This window comes from Paenibacillus sp. LBL, from assembly GCF_029893715.1.
GTDB classification, from domain to species: Bacteria; Bacillota; Bacilli; order Paenibacillales; family Paenibacillaceae; genus Paenibacillus_AQ; species Paenibacillus_AQ glucanolyticus.
Map to the genome: position 1 here is coordinate 431,809 of NZ_JARXYU010000003.1, position 22,567 is coordinate 454,375.

Annotated in this window: 20 protein-coding genes; 18 read left to right on the forward strand and 2 right to left on the reverse strand. The window is 51.7% G+C overall.

The features are described 5' to 3' along the window. Positions 1-53 precede the first annotated feature (53 nt). The 5 genes from M2277_RS10245 (at position 54) to M2277_RS10265 (ending at position 5,269) form a co-directional block, all read left to right on the forward strand. Complete coding sequence (locus tag M2277_RS10245) at positions 54-899, forward strand: HAD family hydrolase (protein ID WP_006207858.1); 846 nt, start codon at positions 54-56, stop codon at positions 897-899. Further along, a complete protein-coding gene (locus M2277_RS10250; protein ID WP_036643981.1) occupies positions 860-1,579 on the forward strand; it encodes a glycerophosphodiester phosphodiesterase in 720 nt (239 codons plus the stop codon). Before M2277_RS10245 ends, M2277_RS10250 begins: the two co-directional genes overlap by 40 nt. Positions 1,580-1,985: 406 nt before the next feature. After that, entirely contained in the window at positions 1,986-3,434 is a 1,449-nt protein-coding gene (locus tag M2277_RS10255; RefSeq protein ID WP_228029905.1) for an MDR family MFS transporter, read from the forward strand. A 35-nt stretch (positions 3,435-3,469) separates the two neighbouring features. After that, positions 3,470-4,069 (forward strand): TetR/AcrR family transcriptional regulator, encoded by a 600-nt coding sequence (locus M2277_RS10260; protein WP_006207860.1) that lies wholly within the window; start codon positions 3,470-3,472, stop codon positions 4,067-4,069. A gap of 165 nt (positions 4,070-4,234) precedes the next feature. Next, entirely contained in the window at positions 4,235-5,269 is a 1,035-nt protein-coding gene (locus tag M2277_RS10265) for a copper amine oxidase N-terminal domain-containing protein (protein WP_280754709.1), read from the forward strand. Between the two features lie 48 nt (positions 5,270-5,317). Here M2277_RS10265 and M2277_RS10270 read toward each other — a convergent pair whose 3' ends face one another. Beyond that, positions 5,318-6,034 (reverse strand): DUF421 domain-containing protein, encoded by a 717-nt coding sequence (locus tag M2277_RS10270; protein WP_036643976.1) that lies wholly within the window; start codon positions 6,032-6,034, stop codon positions 5,318-5,320. Positions 6,035-6,248: 214 nt separating this feature from the next. On the opposite strand from M2277_RS10270, the gene M2277_RS10275 reads away from it, so the two are divergent. After that, positions 6,249-7,571, forward strand: coding sequence for an MFS transporter (locus tag M2277_RS10275; RefSeq protein ID WP_036643975.1), 1,323 nt, complete (start codon positions 6,249-6,251; stop codon positions 7,569-7,571). Beyond that, complete coding sequence (locus M2277_RS10280; RefSeq protein WP_280754710.1) at positions 7,537-8,457, forward strand: polysaccharide deacetylase family protein; 921 nt, start codon at positions 7,537-7,539, stop codon at positions 8,455-8,457. The genes M2277_RS10275 and M2277_RS10280 overlap by 35 nt, the downstream gene beginning before the upstream one ends. Positions 8,458-8,572: 115 nt before the next feature. Here M2277_RS10280 and M2277_RS10285 read toward each other — a convergent pair whose 3' ends face one another. Next, complete coding sequence (locus M2277_RS10285; protein ID WP_280754711.1) at positions 8,573-9,292, reverse strand: hypothetical protein; 720 nt, start codon at positions 9,290-9,292, stop codon at positions 8,573-8,575. Between the two features lie 158 nt (positions 9,293-9,450). On the opposite strand from M2277_RS10285, the gene M2277_RS10290 reads away from it, so the two are divergent. The 11 genes from M2277_RS10290 to sdaAA all read left to right on the forward strand — a co-directional run bounded on the left by M2277_RS10290 (position 9,451) and on the right by sdaAA (position 22,528). Next, positions 9,451-10,170 (forward strand): response regulator transcription factor, encoded by a 720-nt coding sequence (locus M2277_RS10290; RefSeq protein ID WP_036643968.1) that lies wholly within the window; start codon positions 9,451-9,453, stop codon positions 10,168-10,170. Beyond that, entirely contained in the window at positions 10,167-11,534 is a 1,368-nt protein-coding gene (locus tag M2277_RS10295; protein ID WP_280754712.1) for a sensor histidine kinase, read from the forward strand. Before M2277_RS10290 ends, M2277_RS10295 begins: the two co-directional genes overlap by 4 nt. Before the next feature lie 251 nt (positions 11,535-11,785). Next, positions 11,786-13,216 (forward strand): aspartate ammonia-lyase, encoded by a 1,431-nt coding sequence (locus tag M2277_RS10300; protein ID WP_148248867.1) that lies wholly within the window; start codon positions 11,786-11,788, stop codon positions 13,214-13,216. Positions 13,217-13,459: 243 nt separating this feature from the next. Next, positions 13,460-15,073: an ATP-binding protein gene (locus M2277_RS10305; RefSeq protein WP_100086467.1), complete on the forward strand. Its 1,614-nt coding sequence runs from the start codon at positions 13,460-13,462 to the stop codon at positions 15,071-15,073. A 107-nt stretch (positions 15,074-15,180) separates the two neighbouring features. Next, positions 15,181-16,803, forward strand: a complete 1,623-nt coding sequence (locus M2277_RS10310) for a Na/Pi cotransporter family protein (protein WP_280754713.1) — start codon at positions 15,181-15,183, stop codon at positions 16,801-16,803. 255 nt (positions 16,804-17,058) lie between these two features. After that, complete coding sequence (locus M2277_RS10315; RefSeq protein ID WP_063478442.1) at positions 17,059-18,390, forward strand: hypothetical protein; 1,332 nt, start codon at positions 17,059-17,061, stop codon at positions 18,388-18,390. 41 nt (positions 18,391-18,431) lie between these two features. After that, positions 18,432-18,572: a hypothetical protein gene (locus tag M2277_RS10320; RefSeq protein ID WP_006207870.1), complete on the forward strand. Its 141-nt coding sequence runs from the start codon at positions 18,432-18,434 to the stop codon at positions 18,570-18,572. Between the two features lie 205 nt (positions 18,573-18,777). Further along, a complete protein-coding gene (locus M2277_RS10325; RefSeq protein WP_280754714.1) occupies positions 18,778-19,794 on the forward strand; it encodes an NAD-dependent epimerase/dehydratase family protein in 1,017 nt (338 codons plus the stop codon). Further along, positions 19,794-20,876: a dihydrodipicolinate synthase family protein gene (locus M2277_RS10330; RefSeq protein ID WP_006207872.1), complete on the forward strand. Its 1,083-nt coding sequence runs from the start codon at positions 19,794-19,796 to the stop codon at positions 20,874-20,876. Before M2277_RS10325 ends, M2277_RS10330 begins: the two co-directional genes overlap by 1 nt. A 39-nt stretch (positions 20,877-20,915) precedes the next feature. Beyond that, positions 20,916-21,599 (forward strand): L-serine ammonia-lyase, iron-sulfur-dependent subunit beta, encoded by a 684-nt coding sequence (gene sdaAB, locus M2277_RS10335; protein WP_006207873.1) that lies wholly within the window; start codon positions 20,916-20,918, stop codon positions 21,597-21,599. Then, positions 21,596-22,528, forward strand: coding sequence for an L-serine ammonia-lyase, iron-sulfur-dependent, subunit alpha (gene sdaAA / locus M2277_RS10340; protein ID WP_063478445.1), 933 nt, complete (start codon positions 21,596-21,598; stop codon positions 22,526-22,528). Before sdaAB ends, sdaAA begins: the two co-directional genes overlap by 4 nt. Positions 22,529-22,567: the final 39 nt, after the last annotated feature.

Consider the following 22,567-nt stretch of genomic DNA (forward strand, 5'->3'; position numbering starts at 1 on the left):
GTTGACGGAGAAAGCCTGCATCCCTTGGCACCGTTACCGAGGAGGACATATTCTTGAGAGACATTCGCCTGATCGTAAGCGATTTAGACGGTACGTTATTGTCACCCGATCATTCGTTAAGTGAACATGTAGCAGGGACTATCCGGCAATATGTGAAGGAAGGCGGCCTGTTCACGGTAGCAACGGGACGACCGTATCGGACTGCGATGCCTGTGATTCAGGAACTGGGAATCGATATCCCCGTCATTCTGAGCAATGGAGCCGTGCTCGCAGAAGGCGGGCGCGTCCTGGAACGATACTGTTTGTCCGTAAAGAACATCGCTGATATGCTGCTGGACTTCCACCTGATGGGACTGAGCGTGTTGTTATTCCGCGAGCACGAAATCCAGACCTTTGCACGCACCGAAGAGATCGAAGCCTATGAGCATAAGGAGCGCGTATCCTGCTCCGTGATATCTGCCCGATCTTCCCGCTGGACGGCGGGGGAGCTGGAGAAAGTGATATTAATCGGGAATCTGCTCGCATTCAACACGGTGTGGGACCGGTGGGAAAGCGTCCACCGCCATGCCGTTTCTCCGTTTCAGTCCGAGGCTGACTACGTGGAGCTTGTCTCGGGACAAGTTAGCAAAGGATTTATGCTGCAGCGTCTATCCCGCACGCTTGGGATCGAAGCGGGGCGGATCATGGCGATAGGCAATCAGATGAATGATCTGTCCATGCTGCAGCTGGCAGGGATTGGAGTATCGGTAGCGAACAGTCCTATAGAGCTTCAAATGGCATCCGATTACGTAAGTCAGGCATCTTATGGCGAAGGCGTGATCGAAGCCATCAATCGATTTGTACATGGAGGGAAGGGAATATGGAAGTACGGGGACTGGCCCATAGAGGATATCCGCTAAAATATCCGGAGAATACGATGCTCGGTTTTCAAAAAGCGCTGGAGCTTGGCTTCTCGCATCTGGAGCTGGATGTCCAGCTGACGAAGGACGGCGTGCCCGTTGTGATACACGACCCGACGGTAAACCGGACAACCAACGGTACAGGAGCGATCAACGCCTTCACGCTAGAGGAAATACGCAAGCTGGACGCAGGCCAGGGAGAGGTCATTCCAACGCTGGAGGAGGCGCTGCGTTTTGCCAAGGATCGGATGATCGTGGACATTGAGCTGAAGCAGATGGGCGATACCTATCCGGGGCTGGAGGAGAAGGTCATCAACGTGATCAAGGAAACGGGTATGGAGAAGCAGGTCTTCCTGACCTCCTTCGATCATTATTCCGTTGAACGGGCGCGTGCGCTTGATCCGGACATTGAGCTGGGCCTGGTTATATATGGGGCGACCCCTTCCGTTTTTCCGTATCTGGAAGCGATCGGGGCCCGGTATGTATCCGTAAAATACGTTTATGTGACCCCGAAGTTCATGGAGGAAGCACGCAAGCGGAACATCCAGCTCATTGTCTGGACACCGGATGATGAAGCAGCTCTGGAGACGCTTGCCCAATATCCGGAATTGTTGATCGTGACGAACAATTTGGAGGGCTGGGCCAAGGTATACCAAGAGAAGATTGCCCAGAACGCGTGAAACTCAAAAGAGGCAACGGCAGTTGGAGTGACGGATAACAGGCACTCGCATCATTCGAGTTCAGTACATCAGTGTAATTCTATCCTTCCGATGATGTCCGGCTTGCGGGTTGATGGAGATCGGCATGACCATAGAATGAAAAGGATCTGTCCCGGCATTTCATAATGGGGCAGATCCTTTTTCTAGTTATTTCGATAACCCATAAGGGTCTTGAAAATCCTAACTCTTGAGCGTCCTAATTACTGATGTGTATTCGCATAATCCCAGGAATTCCAGCATGGCTGCAATTCCTGAAAATTCAATGAAAATTTTCAGTTGACCTACGGACAATTGTCCGTTAGAATTTAAAAAGCATAATCGGACAATTGTCCGCAGACATCATTTTAAGGAGGATAAGGTCTTGGATATGGGAGTGGGGCCAAGTACGGCCAAGATTGATTTAAGCAAGTTAAAGAGAGGGCCGATTGTAGCCGCACTGATTATTGGCGCGTTCGTTTCCATCTTGAATGAGACGCTGCTCAACATCGCTTTCCCAAGCTTGATGGAGCAGTTTAGTATTGGGGAGTCCACGGTTCAGTGGCTGTCCACTTCGTATATGCTGGTTGTCGGTATTCTGGTGCCGGTAACCGCGCTGCTTCAAATGTGGTTTACCACCAGGCAGATGTTTATCGGTGCTATGACGCTGTTCTTAATCGGTACCGTGATCAGCGGTATTTCGCCGACCTTTGGCGTGCTGCTGTCCGGACGGATTTTGCAGGCAATAGGAACGGGTCTGCTGATCCCGATTCTGATGAATACGATCCTCAGCATTTATCCGCCTGAGAATCGCGGCGGAGCGATGGGAATGATCGGTTTGGTCATGATGACGGCTCCGGCGATCGGACCTTCGCTGTCCGGTCTGATTGTGGATGCTCTTAGCTGGCGCTGGTTGTTTTTCCTCATCATTCCGCTGGCGGCATTTTCGATTGTTTTTGCATTTATATATCTAAAAAACGTTACAGAGCTCACCAAGCCGAAGGTGGATTTTATCTCCATTATTCTGTCATCCGTCGGATTCGGGGGAATTGTGTACGGCTTCAGCAGTGCCGGTGAAGGCGGCTGGTCTGATCCGAAGGTCACATGGTTCATTGCCGCCGGTGCGGTCAGCTTGCTGCTATTTGTATGGCGTCAGCTGAAGATGGACCAGCCGATGCTGGATATGCGCACGTTTAAGTTTCCGATGTTCTCGCTCGTCACGGTGCTGATGCTGGTGCTGATGATGAGTATGTTCTCCACAATGATCATGCTGCCGTTGTTCCTGCAGAATGCACTTGGTTTGACCGCACTGGCGGCAGGACTTGTCATGATGCCGGGGGGTATCGTCAATGGTCTGATGGCCCCGATATCAGGCAAGCTGTTTGACAAATTCGGTCCGAGAGTTCTCATTATTCCTGGACTGGTGCTGTTGTCCCTCTCGATTTTCCTGTTCTCGAGAGTGGATTCTTCCTGGACCGGTGGTTATGTTATCTTCCTTCATGTTATGATGATGGTTGGCATATCTATGGTCATGATGCCGGCCCAGACAACAGCACTAAACCAGCTGCCGCGCTTGCTGTACCCGCATGGAACAGCGATTATGAGCACATTGCAGCAGGTTGCCGGAGCTATTGGCATGGCGCTCTTTATCAGTATCATGTCATCAGGAGCTAAAAATTATGTCGAGACGACCGGGGATATGAATCCGGTGGAAAGTATGATTGCAGGCCTTCAAAGCGCCTTTATAATCGGATTTGTTCTTGCAATAGTGGCCTTGGTGCTGGGCTTCTTCGTCAAACGAACAACTTCACCCGTAGAAGAAGAACAGTCTGCCGCATAAGATTCCCGTTTGTTCAAAGAGAAAGGGATATATGAATGGCAAAAGAGAATGACGAATTAGGTCAGAGAATTTTGGATACGGCTCAGGCCTTGTTTGACCAATACGGCGTCGAGGACGTGTCGATGCATCAGGTGGCTAAAACCGCCGGAATCGGTCAAGGCACCTTGTACCGCCGCTATCCAAGCAAGAGTAAAATTTGCTTTACGCTCATGGAGGCGAAGATTGACCGGTTCATGGAGGAATTGGACCTTTACCTGCGCAATAGCGCGGATGTGCCCGCTGCGGCCCGTTTGAGGACCGTCATGACGAAGGTTATTCTTCACTTCAATGAGGATCTGGAATGGCTGCGGGTGATGCTGAGTTCCGATCGGCTGGAAGACACCAAGAACATTTTGTGTGAGCATCCACCTTTCATGTATTTGCGACTGCAGATCAAGGGCCTTCTGGACCAAGCGGCGGAGCAAGGAACGCTGATGCCGGTTGATTCACAATTTACATCCGTCATGCTTGCCTCGCTGCCTCGGGCGGACATTATTCTGTATCTCCGGGATATGGGATATAGTGCGGAGCAGATTGCGGAGGAATATTGCAGAAGTTTTGTTGACCCGTTGTTTGTATGTCGATCAACGAAATAGACCGGCATGCAAGAGGCCGTTTCGGAAGACTGTATAGTCTTCCGGACGGCTTTTTTGTATGTTCTCGGTAGGGTTTCTTTTTCGTTTCAATGCAACATTTGGCAAAAAACGCCCGTCAGTATAGTTGTACATGATAATGAAAGACACCTAGAAAGGATGATCAACATGAACAAACAATGGAAGAAGCAAGCGGTGACACTGATGGTTGCAGCCATGGCGGTTTCCGGTAGTGCAGCGGTTTATGCGGCACCCCAGGCTGGAGGAAGCCAAGGACAGAAGCCGGTTGTGATATCGGCTGCCATGGATTATGGAGTGCTGGTCAACGGCAAGGATGTGACGGGCGCTGGATTTATGAATACAGACGCGAAGCAGGTCATGATTCCGCTGCGGAGCGTGTCCGAGGCACTCGGATTTGAGCTGGACTGGAATCAGGAGGATCGCTCTGCAGAGCTGACGAAACCGGGCTCACCGATCTGGACCCTCGTGCAAACAGGCAAGGATCAGTACGCGGTAAACAAAATGTACAAGTCCCTCGGCGCTGCGCCGGTGAATGTGAAGGGCACGCTCTATGTTCCGGCTAACTTCTTCAGCGAGGTACTCCGGGCTAGCGTCGCGGTCGATGGTATGAAGGTGAGTATCACTTCCGGGGAAGATGATGTGAAGAAGGAAACCACCAGCGGCAAAATCACGGAAGTCATTCATAATGAAAATCGCAAGGCCGTTCATATTAACGGCACGGGAACGGAAGGCATCATTCTGAATGTGGACGAGAGCACCATCATCCGCGACGCGGAAGGCAAGAAGATCGAGCTCAAGGATCTTGCGAAAGGGATGGAGATTGAAGCCGTTCACAGCATGGCGATGACCATGAGCCTGCCGCCGCAGACCTACGCTTATGAAATCAGTGTGAAGTCGGACAAGGAAGAGAAGGAACAACTCGCTACCGCTGGTGCGATTACTGATATCAATGCAGAGGGCGGCAACCTGCGTGTAACGATCAAGGGTCAAGGATTGACGGAGCAATCACCAAGTGAAGTGATCCTAAGTCTGACGCCTGAAACGATTATCGAGCATAAAGATGGCAAAGCTATGAAAGCTAGTGATTTGACTGCCGATGCGGAGATCATTGGTTATTACAGCCCTGTGATGACCAAGAGCCTGCCGCCGATTGGCCATGCGATCAAAATCGTTCTTCAATAAGAGGGAATACAAGAAGAAGCCTGGCGGCTGCGCCGGGCTTTTTTCTCGTTAATGATACAGCGGGGGAACCGGAATTTCCTTATCATAGACGGTGATGTTTAAAGACATCTGTTCATCAAGAGAAGCGAAGAACACCTGATCAAGCAGGATCTCCCGCTCGCTGAGCTGGTTCTCCAGCCATTTTCCTGTAAGGTTTAGCTTTTGGAGGGTTATGGTTTGAACTCGCCCTTCCTTAATAATGGCGTAGGACAGGCCGGAATCCTGCCGCTTTAATTTTAAGTCCTCTAGCGTAACGGTCATCTTCTCCATTTTCTTCAGAACGGATAAGGTCCCATTCGGCTCGAGCACGGCCATATCCACAGTGTTGATATCAAAAATCTGATCCTCACGCAGCATCTGCAAAATATTATCGATGGGATAACGGGCTTTTTTCAGATTCTTATGAAGGAATTGCCCATCCTTAATCACGATAATGGGTTCGAATGTCATCCATTTCCCGATGAGGCGGCTCTTAATGAGCAGGACGGAGCCGATCTTTTGCAGGACACCGATGGCAACGATGGCGAAGATCGTAGGAATATGCTCGATATGGGGGTCTGCAATATCTGCCCCGATTACGGAACCGAGGGACAGAATGATGATGTAATCAAAGACGGGCAGCTCGGCAACGGATCGACGGCCCATAAACAGGGTAACGGCTAAGAGCAGCGGATAGATGGTATAAATTCTGCCGAGCACTACCAGAAGATCTTTGATGAGTTCCATGGCACAGATCCTTTCCGAGTGGTTTTACGGCCTTACACAGAAGGGTTGGCTATTGCCAAGAAAACTATGTATTATCAGCCAAATTTACGGCAGGAGAGACGCTGCCCTGCACGGTTCGACAAGATCTCATGGCCTCCCTTGCATGAGCAGGTATAATCGTTCTTTGCGCCGAATACTGTACAACAAATCGTCCTTAACGGATGGAGGGAAACGGATGAAGCGCAGTTGGAGGAATTCACCGTATTCATATTCGCTCGGCATGTTTGCCATGATGGTTCCGAGTCAGGCGTTCAGCTCCTTTTATATCTTTTTTTACGTGGACACACTGGGACTTGGCATTGGGCTGGCATCCCTCGCGCGGACGGTATTTCTGATCTGGGATGCTGTCAACAATCCGCTCATGGGATATTGGTCGGATCGTACGAAGACCAGGCTTGGGCGGCGCAGGCCGTGGGTATTCGGTGCGATTCCACTGTTTATGCTGACCTTCGTGCTCGTATTCTCGCCACCGGAAGGATTGTCTCAGAACGGACTGTTTATGTGGTTTTTGGTTGCGCTTATTCTGTATGAAGCTGTAGCCACCGTGTTATGGGTTAATTATGGAGCATTGTTTCCCGAGCTGTTCCGCGGGGACCGGATACGGGCAAAGGCTTCAGCTATACAGCAGGGCTACCAGGTAGTGGCTTTGCTGATAGGCACTGCGCTTACTCCGATCATCTATGATGCCCTGGGTTTTTCCAATATGGCAATTCTGTATGCGCTGTTGTTTGGTGTATTCATGCTCCTCTGTATGATGAGCGTTCGGGAGCAGGAGGTGTACAGCACAAACGAGCCGCTCAAGCTGGTTCAGGCGTTTCGTGAAACCTTGCGCAACAAAAAGTTCTGGGTATTTAACATCTCCAATTCGTTCGCCCAGACGGTGAATGGTCTGATAAGCTCAACGATCCCCTTCTATGCCAAATATGTGCTGCAGATTCCGGTTGACCAAGTATCGATTCTGCTGGCGGCTGTGTTTGTATCGGTCATCCCGCTGGTGTTCGTCTGGTATTGGATGATCCGCAGGATGGATGGTGTGAAGGCCTGGCGACTCTCGCTCGGGGTGTACGGTATATCCGTTATTCCACTCTGGTTCGGATACGATTTGCTCAGCGGCATTTTGGCCGGCATCGGCGTGGGCTTCGGTCTGGCAGGATTTCTGGTAACACCGGCTATGGTTAGCGGGAACATCATCGATGAGGATGCGGAGCGGACGGGTCTAAGGCGAGAGGGAATCTATACGGCTGTCAGCGGGTTCATTACGCGTTCCAGCGGATTGATTTCCGCACTGGCGTTCTTTGTGGTCGGCATGATTTTCGGATATGAGAGCGGTGACAACCCGGGAAGCGATCCGGAATCAACCTTCAGGTACTTGATCAGTGTCGTTCCGTTGTGCTTGCTGATCATCTCCTTCCTGTTATCCTTCCTGACCAGAATCGAATTCTCAAAAACCATAGGAGGCGAACATGACCATGGAGCGAAGGCTGATCATCAATTGTGACGATTTCGGGCAGAGCAAAGCTATGAACCAGGCGATTCAGCATCTGCTGGAGGAGAACAAGGCTTCCTCTGCCACCATCATGACGGTGACCCCCGGGTTTGAAGAGGCTGCTTCCTGGACGGCTCGTCGGCGCCAGCCCAATGTCGGACTGCACCTGACCATGACAAGCGAATTCGAGGCGCTGCGATGGAGCAGCTTGACCGGTCATCCATCCCTGCATGACCAGAGCGGTCAACAATACGCGACGGTTCAGGAGTTTGAACAGAAGGCGGAGACAGGGGCCGTGCTGAAAGAGCTGGACGCGCAGTATGAGCGGGCGAGCAAGGCTGGCATTCCTGTGAGCCATGTTGATAATCACATGGGCAGTCTGTATGGGATGGAGACGGGGCGCAGTCTTATTCCGCAGATGCTGTGGAAGACTTCGCGCTGGCGGCTTCCTGCACGGTTATTCCGTTACATTCATCCGGAGGATCCCCTGCTTAGCTCTTTATCGAATATCGAGCGTCCGGTCGCGCTTGCCTCCAGTCTTGCCGATATGCTGGGGGTGCCGATTCCGGATTATTTGCTCTCGCATCCGTTCCCTGTTGTCGAAGGGGAGACCTATGACAGCTTCAAGCAATCGCTGATCGATAAGCTGTACAGACTGCCTGAAGGGGTTAGCGAAACCTATGTCCACCCGGGAGCCGAGGATGCATGGATGCTGGCGAATATTCCGAATTGGGAGAAGCGGGTGTGGGAGTATCGGCTTCTGTTCGATGACGATTTTGCATACGGACTGCGGGATGCGAAGGTGATCTTAACGGATTACCGCTATGTGGAGGAGAACTTAAAGCGTCCGCGTATACGTTCAGCCGTAAAACTCATGAAGGCCATGGCGCAAAAATAAACAGAGCCTGCACGAACAACCCTTGCCGCGGCACCGGCAAGGGTTGTTTTGTTAAGTATATCGGGCGTTTGCCGCCTGTGTGTTGTAAGTTCCGATTGTACTTAACCGTTGTATGTTATTTCGCTTCAGCTTCCAGCTTGGTGATCTGTTCCTTGTACTGGTTCAGCAGTTTTGTCAGCGCTTCTTGAATGGCGGCGGAATCCTTGGAATCCGCAGCTTTGAAGAGGTCTACTCTTCCATGAATGAAAGCCAGATCCTCATCGCTGATTTTCACTGCCTTTGTACCTTCTACACCGGCTGGTACAAAGCTAGATGGAGCCTCGCCGCCCCCTGCTTTTACAGCTTCCGTTCTTTGAATGGTCACACCTTCAGGAGGCATCCCAACGTCATTGACCCCGGTTGCTGTGAATTCCTTGATCTCACCGCTGTCGATTAACTCCTGGATATCCTTGGCCGGTGTAGCCTTGAACGAAATTGTAGCTTCCACGGGGTCCTTTACTTCACCCGGCTTCGAGTCATCGTTAACCCGAACCGTGGCGGCGGCTGTTGTCGCCGCGAACTGAAATGTTCCCTCAGCACCAGCAAGCTTGCCGTATTTCTCAAGGGTTTCTTTCCAATCCTGAACCGTTTCCGGGGCGTATTTCTCTGCCAATTCCAGCGGGTTCGGCAGGGTATGGACGGCTGCAATCTCAATAGTCTCAGCAGGCGCGCTTTTCCCTGTTTGACTTGAAACGTCGCCTGGTGTATCAGCACCTGAGGCATGGACTGGAAGAGCTGCTGTTCCACCAAGCAGGGCTGCGGATAGTGCGAGTTTGCCAAATAATCTGTGTTTCATGGTTTAACACTCCTTATCGGGTTGGTTTGTCTTACAGTACCCAGTGTACGGGTCAGCATTGGCAGAACATTGGTGTATTTGTGGAAAAATAATGGCATTCCCCATTCGCCGCACGACGCTTGGTATACTGAGAGGAGATGAATTCGGAGGTACTATATATGAATCAAAATTATCTCATCGCCGTGATCGACGATGATCAGCATATACGAAATTTGGTGGAGGCTTATTTGCGCAAGGAGGGTTACCGGACCGTTGGGCTTGGAACAGCAGAGGAAGGCTGGGAGATGTGGAGAACGAACCCGCCAGATATGTGGGTGCTGGATATTATGCTGCCCGGCATGGACGGTTTCGAATTGTGCAGGCGGATACGCGCGGAAGCTGAGGTCCCCATCATTATGATCTCGGCCAAGGATAGTGAAGTCGATAAAATACTGGGGCTTGAGCTGGGCAGCGATGACTATATGGTCAAGCCGTTCAGCCCCCGCGAGCTGATCGCCCGAATCAAACGGCAGCTCAACCGATGGTATAAATTCAATCATGTAGAGGGTAATGCCAGGATTGCGGCAGCGTCCCCGGAGCTTAGCAACGGCCGTCTGCAGTTGATGCTGGAAGAGAGACGTGTGTTCTGGAACGGGGGAGAAGTGGAGATGACCAACAAAGAATTCGAGATGCTGAAAGTATTTGTAGAGCATCCCAATCGTGCGTTTACAAGAGATGAACTGCTGACCTCCGTGTGGGGCGACGACTATTTCGGAAGCGACCGGGCGGTGGATCATCTCATTAAACGTCTTCGCAAGAAGGTGGAGCAGCTGCCGATTGAGGCGATATGGGGACATGGATACCGAATGAGAGCGGATGGGGAGGAATCATCGATATGAAGCTGGTGCATCAGATCAATCTTGCTTTTGCGTTATCGTTAATACTTGTGCTTTCCGTTACAGCCGTTGTCATTCATTACGTGCTGCTGGATCACTTTATCGGAACGCAGCGCAAGGACATGCAGTCCATTGGCGCCGAGCTCTCGGCCAAGCTGGAGACGGCTGCCGCCCAGAGTCTTCCGATCGATAGTACGCCGATAGCCGTTACAGGTTATACGGCTGGCCGGATGGCGAATGTGGAAGTTATTATTCAGGATACTCAAGGAAATGTAGTGATTCCAAGGGAAACGGTCACAGCCTATCCGTATGACACTGCACCGATAAGACCGGTGGAATTCTCGACGGTATCCTTTCAAGCCGCTATGAACAACGATGCGTATCTCACGGAGGTCACGACGGTGCCTCAGGGAACATTAACGCTGCTTACCCCCGTCAGCAAGATCAAGGCGATTGAGCAGGCGCTGCTTGGCCGTTTAATGCTGGTCTTTGGCGTAGGGGCTGTGATGATGTTTATCTTAAGCTTATTCATTACCAAACGGCTGATTAAGCCGCTCATGCTGCTTCGGGAAGAATTGAAGAAGGTGAAGCAGCGCCAGTTCTCCGAGGTAGAGCGTGTTACGGCAAGCGGAGAGATCGGCGTTGTTGCAGACTCTCTGTACGAAATGGCAGGTGAGCTCGAGCGGTACAACCATGTCCAGAAGCAATTTTTCCAGAACGCTTCGCACGAGTTGAAGTCGCCCCTTATGTCCATCTCCGGATATGCGGAAGGAATTCGGGACGGGGTGTTTGAAGGGGAGGACATCCGCAAAGGGCTGGAGATCATTATGAGCGAGAGCGGCCGGATGAGAAATATCGTGACCGAGATGACACTTCTGGCTAAGCTGGACAGCGAGGATGACATATTCAAGGCTACAGCCGTCAACCTGAGGGAGCTTGTGGAGGAAACCATTGAGAGAATCAATCCGGTCTTGGTGAAAAAAGGGCTGTTTGTGCATCCTTCTTATGGGGAGAACGAATCGTTAATTGTGTGCGCTGACCGTGACAAGCTGCTGCAAGCGCTGCTTAACATTGTTTCGAATGGGGCCAGACATGCAAGCAAGCATATTTACATTCAAGCCGGCATCCAAAAAGGCCAGGTGGTGCTTACCGTTTCCGATGACGGAGAGGGCATATCCGATGAGCTGCTTCCGTTCCTGTTCCACCGGTTTGTTAAAGGGAAGAACGGCGAATCCGGCCTGGGGCTGGCGATTGCCCGTGCCATCGTGGAGCGCTGCGGCGGGCTGATTACGGCAGGCAATCGTAAAGAGGGAGGGGCGGTGATCTCGCTTGGTTTTCCGCCGTATCGAACGACCTCCCTTGTGTAGTCTGTGTACGCTTCGTAAGGATGTCCATCAACCGAATAAGAGGATGATGGGTAAGAGAGGCTATTTCTGGGTATTTCTACTTAGAGAAAGCCTCTTTTTTTGCGCACTCACACATATTATTCAATGTTCTCTAACAAAACGCGTAAGCTATAGAGGATTTCCAGTGAGAAGGCAGAATTCTGTATATATCCGGGCAAGCTGGATGATAACAGGTGACAAGCACGATACAAAATAATCAAAAGGCGATGGTGATGTTGTCCATGGATATGCAGTTTCGGGTTGAAAAGGATTTTCTGGGGGAAAAACAGCTTCCTGTGGAAGCCTATTACGGCATTAATACCGTCAGGGCGGTAGAGAACTTCCCGATCAGCGGGGTACCGATTCACGCCGAGCTTATCTCTGCTCTCGGAGAAGTAAAAAAAGCAGCGGCCCTGGCCAACATGGAGCTTGGCTTGCTTCCTAAAAAGATAGGAAGCGCCATTATCGAGGCGTCAGATGAGATTATTGCGGGCAATCTTCGCTCCGAATTCATTGTCGATTCCATTCAGGGCGGGGCGGGCACTTCGATCAATATGAATATGAATGAGGTGTTGGCGAACCGCGCATTGGAAATCTTGGGGAAACAGAAGGCTGAGTATTTCTACTGCAATCCTAATAATCATGTCAATATGTCACAGTCTACGAATGATGCGATTCCGACAGCCATTCGCATTGCGTCCTACCGCTTGACTCAGGATTTGCTGGGGGTGTTCCGCACACTGGTTGCCGGGATTCAGGACAAGGCCAAGGAATTTGACGATGTCATCAAGATGGGGCGCACGCATCTGCAGGATGCGGTACCGATCCGCCTTGGACAAGAATTCGGGGCTTATGCCAATGTGCTGACACGTGACATCAACCGGATCGACCGGGCGGCACAAGGCTTGTTAGTTGTGAATATGGGTGCCACGGCTGTGGGAACGGGGCTGAATGCTACGCCGGACTATATGCACAGCGTCGTTCAGCATTTGATTGAGCAGACGGGCTTCTCCCTGAAGCAAGCCGAGGATCTGGTGGATGCTACCCAGAACACGGATGCGTACATGGAATTGTCGGCTGCGCTTAAAGTATGTGCCGTTAATTTCTCGAAAATGTGCAACGATATCCGGTTAATGGCTTCCGGGCCGAGAGCGGGCTTGAACGAGCTGAACGTGCCTCCAAGACAGCCGGGCTCGTCGATTATGCCGGGCAAGGTCAATCCGGTTATGGCCGAGGTCATGAACCAGGTTTCGTTCCAGGTGATCGGCAACGACCACACGATCAGTCTGGCATGCGAGGCCGGACAATTCGAGCTGAACGTTATGGTTCCGGTCGCGGCCAACAACTTGATGCATTCCCTCAAAATCCTGAAGAACGGGATGGATGTATTCTACAAGAACCTGATAGTCGACCTTCAAGCGAATAAGGAACGCTGCAAGTACTTCGTGGATAACAGCTACGGCATTATTACGGCATTGAATCCGCATCTGGGCTACGATGTGGCATCCAGGCTGGTGAAGGAAGCGCAGAAGACGGGCCAAGGCATCAAGGAGATTATTCTGGAGCAGGGGCTTTTGACAGAGGATCAGATCCGGGTCATCTTGGACCCGTATCATATGACTTCCCCTGGCATTGCCGGTGAAGAGTTCCTCTTGAACCAATAAGGATCATGTGACCTATACAATAACAAGGAGCCGATCAAGATTCATATCTTGGTCGGCTCCTTATATTTTCGTGGTTGAAGACAGACATACGGGACTGCCTGTTCAGCAAGTCCTGATAGTGCTAAGATGAAGGCTTGGCATGGGTGTGATGTTCTTGGGTTTACTGCCGGGCTCCATTTGCCGATAAAAGTGATAGAATAGACGGAAATGACATTAAAGTGGCAGTATGATAAAAAGGGGTATGTGATTTTGGACAAACCATTTGGTGAAATAACCGATCAGGAGATCATTCGGCAGGCAAAACAGCAGTGTATAGACAAGGGGATGAACCCGGAGCTTGTTCCAACACATACTCATCGGTTGAATGATGAAGCATTGGCCGTCAGGCGTGCAAAATATAGTGAATACATCGAAGTGATACAAGCATTCGTAAATAAGTTTCTTTCTTCCGGATCCGGGAACCCCGTCTTGATTACGATTACGGATAATGAAGGATTCATTCTTGATTTTGCCGGGGACCCGACCATCATTGAAACGGCCCGGTATTTGGGTATCGTCGAGGGCAGCGGCTATTGCGCGGAAGATGGCCCAAGCTCGATCGATCTGTGCCTTAACTACAAACGGCCGTTTACGTTAATTGGAGAGGATCATTTTCATCAGATTCTTCACGGCATGGCCTGTTATTCGGCACCCTTTCATGGCGAGAGCGGCAAGGAGATTATAGGGACCATTTCTTTGATGACAAACAAGGAATTTGTTCACCCGCATCTTCATGCCTTGCTGTGCACCATGGCCGATTCCCTGGAGCGGGAGATGGTTACCCGCAAACAGAATACACAGCTGCAGACCTTGAACCAAGTGCTCCTTGGCACGAACCATTACGGTGTCATTATTACGGATGCCCAGGGTCAGATTCTGGAGATGAACGAACACTGTCTGAGTCTGCTGTGCCCAGATCGGAGTGACCGGGACCGGTCGAACTATGTGAGCCGCTCGGTGTTCGGAATCAAGCCGATTGGCGAGTATTATGAGCGGGTGATACAGAGGCAGGAAGTCTGCATCGGAGAGGAGCTCTCGCTCGAAATATCCGGGAATGTGAACCACTATATCCTCGACGTCCAGCCGGCGTATGACCGGAAGGGGCAGATCATGCGGGTTGTGGGTTCCCTTCGGGATATTACGGAGATGAAGCGAACCGAGGAGGTGCTGCGCAACACGGAAAAGCTGGTGTTTGCCGGTCAGGTTGCCGTAAGTATTGCCCATGAAGTGCGCAATCCGCTTACAACCGTGAAGGGAATGCTGCAGTTGGCCAATAAGGATGCCCGGCTCCGCCATTATGACTTGATCATGTCCGAGCTGGAGCGCGCTAATCTGATGGTCGGGGAGTTCATGATTCTGGGCAAACCTCAGGCTGCGGTATTGAAGCAGGAGGATTGCGGCGAAATCCTGGAAGAGGTGCTCCATCTGTTTGCGATTCAGGCGGAACTCAGCGGGATTGAGATGACCCAATGTTTTGTGCAGAATGCAGTGATTCTGTGTGACCGGAACCAGATTAAGCAGGTCTTTCTTAATATTCTGAAAAATGCGATGGAAGCCCTGCCTTATGGCGGCAATATTCATATTCGCCTGGATGTGCAGGAGGGTTATCAGCGCGTGATCTTTACAGATAACGGCTCCGGCATGACGGAGGAAGTGCTTCAGCGGATCGGGGAGCCGTTTCATACAACCAAGCCGGACGGCAACGGTCTTGGCATTATGATTGTCCATCGGATCATGGAGAGCCATCATGGCCGAATTGTCATTCGGAGCGAGGAAGAGCGGGGTACCTCGGTCGAAATAGGTCTGCCCCTCCCGTAATATGTCGATACTTAGATAGGTATATCTTATCTGGAAATTGTGCTAAATTATTAGAGGGTTTTTTATAACCTTACTACGTGTGTAACATCAGAAGGAGGATTTATCTCTTGGATTGGCAAGACATCCTATTTAAGTTTGTAGGCGGCTTGGGTATTTTTCTATTCGGCATCAAATATATGTCGGACGGGCTGCAGAAGTCGGCAGGAGACAAGATGCGCGGGTTGCTGGAGAAATATACATCCAACCCGGTGCTGGGCGTGCTGGTTGGGGTCGGGGTTACGATTCTTATCCAATCCTCATCGGGAACAACCGTTATGGCCATCGGGTTGGTTAATGCAGGATTGATGACGCTTAAGCAGGCAATCGGCGTGATCATGGGAGCCAATATCGGAACAACCATGACTGCTTTTATCGTCGGAATCAAGATTGAAGAATATGCTTTGCCTATTATTGCAGTAGGTGCGTTCTTTTTATTTTTCTTTAACAAGAAGAAATTTCAATATATTGGCCAAGTCGTTTTTGGTTTCGGGACCCTTTTCCTGGGGTTGTCGACCATGGGCAGCGGCGTGAAGCCGCTTAGCGAGCTTCCTGCGTTTACGGACTTTATGATCCAGCTGCAGGACCAGCCTTTATTGGCTCTTATTGTAGGTACTGTATTCACGATGATTGTCCAAAGCTCCAGCGCCACCATCGGTATATTACAAACGATTGCTGATGAAGGCATGATCAGTCTGAAGGGATCGCTGCCGATCCTGTTTGGCGATAATATCGGCACAACGATCACAGCGGTGCTGGCTTCCATCGGGGCCACGGTTGCAGCGAAGCGCACAGCGCTGGTACACGTTATTTTTAACGTCATTGGAGCCATTATCTTTATGATTCTGCTGGTCCCCGTGCACTCCCTGGTCCTGTGGCTTGGCGAAGGCGTCAATATCCGGATGCAGATTGCATACGCACACGGAATCTTTAATACAACCAATGCCTTGATCTTCCTGCCATTAATTCCGGCTTTGGCATGGCTGGTAACCAAGATTATTCCGGGCAAAATGCAGGAGATTGAATTCAAGGCGATTTATCTGGATGAACGCTTGCTGGCGACGCCGGCGGTTGCGTTTGGACAAGCCCAGCATGAGATTTTACGCATGGGGCAGTATGCCCGTGAGACGCTTAATGATGCGTCAACCTTCTTTTTCAGCAGGGAATCCCGAGTGGGGGAGCTTGCCTTGCAGAAGGAAGAGCTCATTAACGAACTGAATCGGAAAATTACCGATTATATGGTGAAAATCCAGCAGCAGAACGGCCTGCCCGAGGGTGAATCGGAGAAAGCCTCCGGCTGGTTCCAGCTTGTGAATGATATTGAGCGGATTGGCGATCATGCGGAAAACATCGTAGAGCTGTCTGAATTCAGCATTAATAAAAAGGTTGAATTCTCGGAAGAAGCCGGGCGTGAATTGAAAGAGATGCTCACCCTTGCCGACAAGGCGGTGGAACGGGCACTTGCCGCACTGGAGCATAATGATGTGACTGCGGCGCAGGAGGTACTGGATTATGAGCGGGAACTGGATGAGATGGAGGTCAAATTCCGCAAGAGTCACATTCAGCGTCTGAACCAGAATCTGTGCACAGGCAACTCCGGAGCGGTATATCTGGATATTCTGAGCAACCTGGAGCGTGTCGGGGACCACAGCAAAAACATTGCTCAATTCGTCATGCACGAAGAACAAACTTAATATAGGTTGATTCCATAAAAGCAGCGCTGATCATGTCGGTCCACTTGAAACTTGGGGGACAAGCATGGCAGCGCTGTTTGTTGTTTCCTTATCGTGTTCGCCTGGACTGAATCACCAGATTGGTGCAGGGGTGAGTTTACGAATGGGGGGCTGCATTCACTTGCCAAATTTCCGATTGCGGGTATGATTTAGGTATCCGTGCCTGCCTGCCCCATGCGGCTTCTCGGAAATGGGAATGATGGGAGTGAAGGAATCATGACAGAGCGTAACCGTACCCCTGTCCAGCAAATCCGTATCGGCATTATTGGAACCCAGACGATCGTTGACAAGATTTTGAAGGTCATTGAAACCTTTCCTTCCTTTGACCCTGTGCCGCTTGTATTTCAGGATGAGGCTGAAGCACCTGCCCTGGCTGAACGAATCGGAAGCGAGGTCGAGGTAATGTTCCTCTCGGATCCGTTGTCACAGCGCAAGGTGAAGGATCTCGGCCAAGTCGAAATTCCGGTTCATTATGTACCCGTTACGGACGCGGGGTTGTATAAAGCCCTGTTTTATGCCGGACAGAGGGGAAGGCTTGCAGGAGGAATATCGGTGGATACGTTAACAGAGGCGATGGTGGTTCGGACCATGAAGGATCTGGGCATTCCTGCTGTACAGGCTGTCATATACGATGGGCCTGCCTATGCCCCGAAGCAGAGCCTGATTGCCTTTCACCGGTCTCAATATGAATCCGGCACGAGTTCTGTTGCGTTTACCGGGGTTGAGTCTGTAGCCGATGAGCTGACACAGCTCGGGATACCGAATGAATGGCTGCTGCCTTCCGATCAGGATATTGTGGTATCGCTGGAACGGGCTTTGTTGTCTACGGCCTCCCGCCGGAGTCGGGAGGGCCAGATTGTGGTCGGCATGATCAATATAGATGATTTCGGCGCCCAGGCACTGCGAAGGAATAATGAGCATGAAGTCCAGAAGCTGAAGCTGGACATCCACCGAATGGTGCTGGATTATGTGGAGTCGCTTGATGGTTATCTGACCCATCTGGGCGGGGATGAGTATTTGTTTTTTACAACGCGGGGCATCTTCGAACGGGAAACCGGCGGCTACAAAACCATTCCCCTGGCCAAAGACGTGAACAAAACCTACGGCATTTCGCTCAGCATCGGCATGGGCTTCGGCCAATCGGCCAGTCTGGCGGGGACTAACGCACGCATCGCGATGCGCAAAGCGAAGGAGGTGGGCGGCAACGCCTGCTTCATCGTACGGGAAGATGGAACGCTGATTGGACCGCTGGAGATGGCCGATCCGGTGCAGGAGGTGTTGTCTTTTACCGATGCGGAGCTGATCAAGCGGGCAGAGGACGCAGGCATGACCAGCGCCTATTTAAGCAAACTGCTGAACCAGCGCGCACGCTCGGGTAAATACGAATACAAGGTCCATGAGCTTGCCCATCTGCTGGACATTACCGTTCGGAGTGCACACCGGCTGCTCCAGCTGTGGACGGACAATGATCTGGTCAAAATCGCGGGGATCGAGAAGGTGCCGCGGGGGAGACCCAGACAAATCTTCCGGTTCACCTTTCTGGAATAAGCTATCATAAATGCGCTATAATGGTAGATGAGGTGATGGTTTTGAAGAGTACGAGAACGAAAGCTAAGTTTTCCCGCTTTGAGAAAATCTTTATCTTTACGCTGCTGGGACTGGCAGCATCCTTCATTATTGCCTTCTTTGTACTTCGATATATTGTGCTGAACATTTCGTTTGCTCCCTGAGCTCAGGGAGCTTTTTTTCATGCATGGATAAGGGGTTCTGTACTTGTTGCGAAGAACCTAACGATAAAACCTCTCCCGAGAAGGAGACAACCGGAGATCATCTCGCATCAACCAATCTTATTTAAAGACGATTAAAAGATTTGTCTTTATATTGAGTAGGGCCGTATGATGAAGGGGAATCACATATCGGAGGAGGAGATTGTTGATGTTAACCGTTGCGGAATTAGAAGCAAAGCTGGCTGCGCCATCAGAGCAGCTTGTTACCGATCTGGCGTCTTTGGAGGGCGATATCCTTGTGCTGGGCGTCGGCGGAAAAATGGGCCCAAGCCTTGCGAGACTTGCGGCTAATGCCGTTCGTGAAGGCGGTGGCAGCAAGCGGATCATCGGGGTGTCCCGGTTTAGCAATGCCGAAGCCAGACGCGAATTGGAAGAGGCGGGCGTAGCGACCATTTCATGCGATCTGCTGAACGATGATGAGCTCCAGCAGCTGCCAGAAGCTGCCAATGTGGTCTACATGGCAGGGAATAAATTCGGCACAACGGGCCGTGAATATTTTACCTGGGCGATGAATGCCTATTTGCCGGGCCGGGTGGCCGAGAAATTCAAGACATCCCGCATGGTGGTGTTCTCATCGGGAAATGTGTATCCGTTCTCAGTGGTGAGCAGCGGCGGAGTCAACGAATCCGTGGCACCGGAGCCGGTCGGAGAGTACGCGCAGTCCTGCCTGGGAAGAGAGCGCGTTTTTGAGTACTTCTCTCACAAGAATGGAACTCCGATGGCGGTGTACCGTTTGAATTATGCGATTGATATGCGCTATGGCGTTCTTCATGAATTGGCCAAAACGATCCATGAGGATCGTCCGATTCACCTTGCGATGGGGCATGCGAATATGATATGGCAGGGGGATGCCAACGAAATGGCGCTCCGCTCACTCCTGCATTGCAGCACGCCGCCCGAAATCATTAACATTACCGGACCGGAGACGATGTCGATCCGCTGGGCGGCGCAGGAACTGGCCACACGAATGGGCAAGGAAGTGAGCTTTACGGGTATCGAGTCCGAGACGGCGCTCCTGAACAATGCTTCGAAATCTCACCAGCTGTTCGGTTATCCGAGGGTGTCTTTACTGCAAATGCTGGACTGGACCGCTGAATGGGTATTATCCGGCGGCGAAAGCTGGAATAAGCCGACTCACTTCCAAGAGAGAAAGGGGAAATTCTAATGAGCGGACAGGTCCCTACAGCCCAGCAGCTGGCGCCCGAGAAGCTGAAGGCCCTTCATGAAGGACTCGTTATTCCGGCGCACCCGCTTGCCTTGGATGAGAACCGGAGGCTGGATGAACGTCGCCAGCGGGCATTAACCCGCTATTATGCCGCCTCCGGTGCAGGAGGTGTTGCGGTTGGTGTTCATTCCACTCAATTCGAGATTCGAGACAAAGGCATCGATCTGTATGAACCGGTGCTGCGTCTTGCAGCAGAGGAAATTCGCAAGGCTGCGCCTGCTCGACCCTTTATCATGGTGGCCGGAGTCTGTGGTCCGACGGAACAGGCGGTGGAGGAGACGGAGGTTGCTCGCAGGCTTGGTTATGATGCGGTTCTTCTCAGTATGGGCGGCTTAAACGGCTGGAGCGAGGAGGACATTCTGGAGCGCACGGAGAGAATTGCGAGCATCATGCCGGTGATCGGATTCTATCTTCAGCCATCGGTTGGCGGCAATATCTTCTCGTTCGACTTCTGGCGAGCATTCGCTGAAATTCCGAATATCGTTGCTATCAAAATGGCTCCCTTCAACCGCTACCAGACGATTGACGTCGTTCGTGCCGTCTGTTATTCAAGCCGCAGCGAGGATATTGCGCTATATACGGGGAACGATGACAACATCGTTAACGATCTGCTGACAACGTATCGGTTCCGGGTGAACGGAACGATGGTCACCAAGCCGATTGTCGGCGGCCTGCTTGGTCACTGGGCGGTTTGGACGAATAAAGCGGTGAAACTGCTGGAAGAGATCAAGGAAGCCCGCGGACAGGACCACCTTGCCAAGGAATGGCTGACCCGTAATGCCGAGGTCACGGATTCCAATGCAGCCTTCTTCGATCCTGCGCATCAGTTTGCAGGCTGCATTCCAGGCATTCATGAGGTGCTCCGCAGACAGGGGCTGCTGCGAGGCACATGGTGCCTGAATCCGCATGAAACGCTGTCTTCGGGCCAATCCGCGGAGATTGACAGAGTTTACCGGGACTATCCGCATTTGAACGATGATGAATTTATTCAAGAGCACTTGGAAAGATGGCTCGCGGACTGATACAATGAGGGCAGAATAGTCGAAAGTGGGGAATCGCGCATGCGGTTTAAAGATGTATTTTCTATTATTGGGCCCAGTATGGTAGGGCCGTCCAGCTCTCATACCGCAGGGGCCGTGCGGATCGGGAGAGCTGCGCGGCGCATATTTGGAGCGTTCCCCGATCAGGCGGAAATTGTATTTTACGGTTCTTTTGCTGAAACCTACCGCGGTCACGGCACCGATCTGGCTGTCGTGGGCGGATTGCTCGATTTTGCCACGGACGATATGCGCATCCGGAATTCCATTGAACTTGCCGAAGCGGCAGGCATCGAACTCAAGTTCAGGACCGCACAGAATGTGGCCTTTCATCCGAATACCGTGGAGTTAAGACTGAAAGACGGGGAGCATACCGATATCATTGCAGGCGCTTCCATTGGCGGAGGCAGTGTGGAGATGCTGCGCGTGAATGGTTTTGACGTCAAGTTTACGATGAATTATCCGGTGCTGCTCGTCTTCCATGATGATACGCCGGGCATGGTCGCCCATATTACCAGACTCCTGGATGGCGGCGGCGTGAACATTGCCTATATGGATGTGGATCGTAAGGGAAGGGGCGGCGATGCCATGACGGTAGTCGAGTCGGATGAGGCGGTTCCTGTTGAGCTGATGAAGCATATTGAAGGACTGCCGAGTGTGCATCGCGTCGTAGTTGCGGATTTGACCGCAGAGGAGGTACAGTCATGAAATTCTCTACACTGGAGCAGATTATCGCATGCTGCCGGGAGGATCAGGTTACGATAGGCCAGCTCATGCTGAAGGAGCAGATCAAGGAGACCGGCAAGAGCGAGGAAGAGACATTCAAGCAGATGGCCGACTACTATGGCATCATGAAGGAAGCGGTCCACCGGGGAATTCATGAACCGGTCCCTTCCAAAAGCGGGCTGACCGGCGGGGATGCGGTTCGTGTTCATCAGTATATGAGCAGCGGCGTACCCGCGCTGGGCACCGATGCTTGTACGGCACTGGCTTATGCCTTGTCTGTATCGGAAGTGAATGCTTCAATGGGACGCATCGTGGCTACACCGACTGCGGGGTCATGCGGCATTATTCCCGGAGTGTTTGTCAGTACCCAGGAGCGGTTCGGCTGGGATGACGAGCACCTGGTTATGGGGCTGTTCAGTGCAGGCGCGATCGGATATGTGATTGCCAACAATTCCTTTATTTCCGGTGCTGAGGGCGGTTGTCAGGCGGAAGTCGGCTCGGCCATCGGCATGGCAGCAGGAGCCTTGACAGAACTGCGGGGCGGCACGCCTGAGCAGGCCGTTCATGCTGTAGGCCTCGCACTGAAGAATTCCCTCGGGCTTATCTGTGACCCGGTCGGCGGTTTGGTGGAGATCCCCTGCATCGTGCGCAACGGCTTCGGTGCCGTGACGGCACTGGCAGCTTCAGACATGGCGCTTGCCGGCGTACGCAGTGTCATTCCATCCGATGAAGTGATTGACGTGATGCTGGAAGTGGGCACGGCCATGCCGTCCAAGCATAGGGAAACGGCGAAGGGCGGACTTGCACAGACACCGACAGGGAAAAAAATCCTGAAGGACCTGTACGGCAAGGAAGGCAAGAAACTGAGGGAAAAGGGTGCCAAAGCAAAAAAAGATCTACCGGCTGAGTGAACTTACATCCTCTGTGACCCGCTGCAATAGAACTCCCTA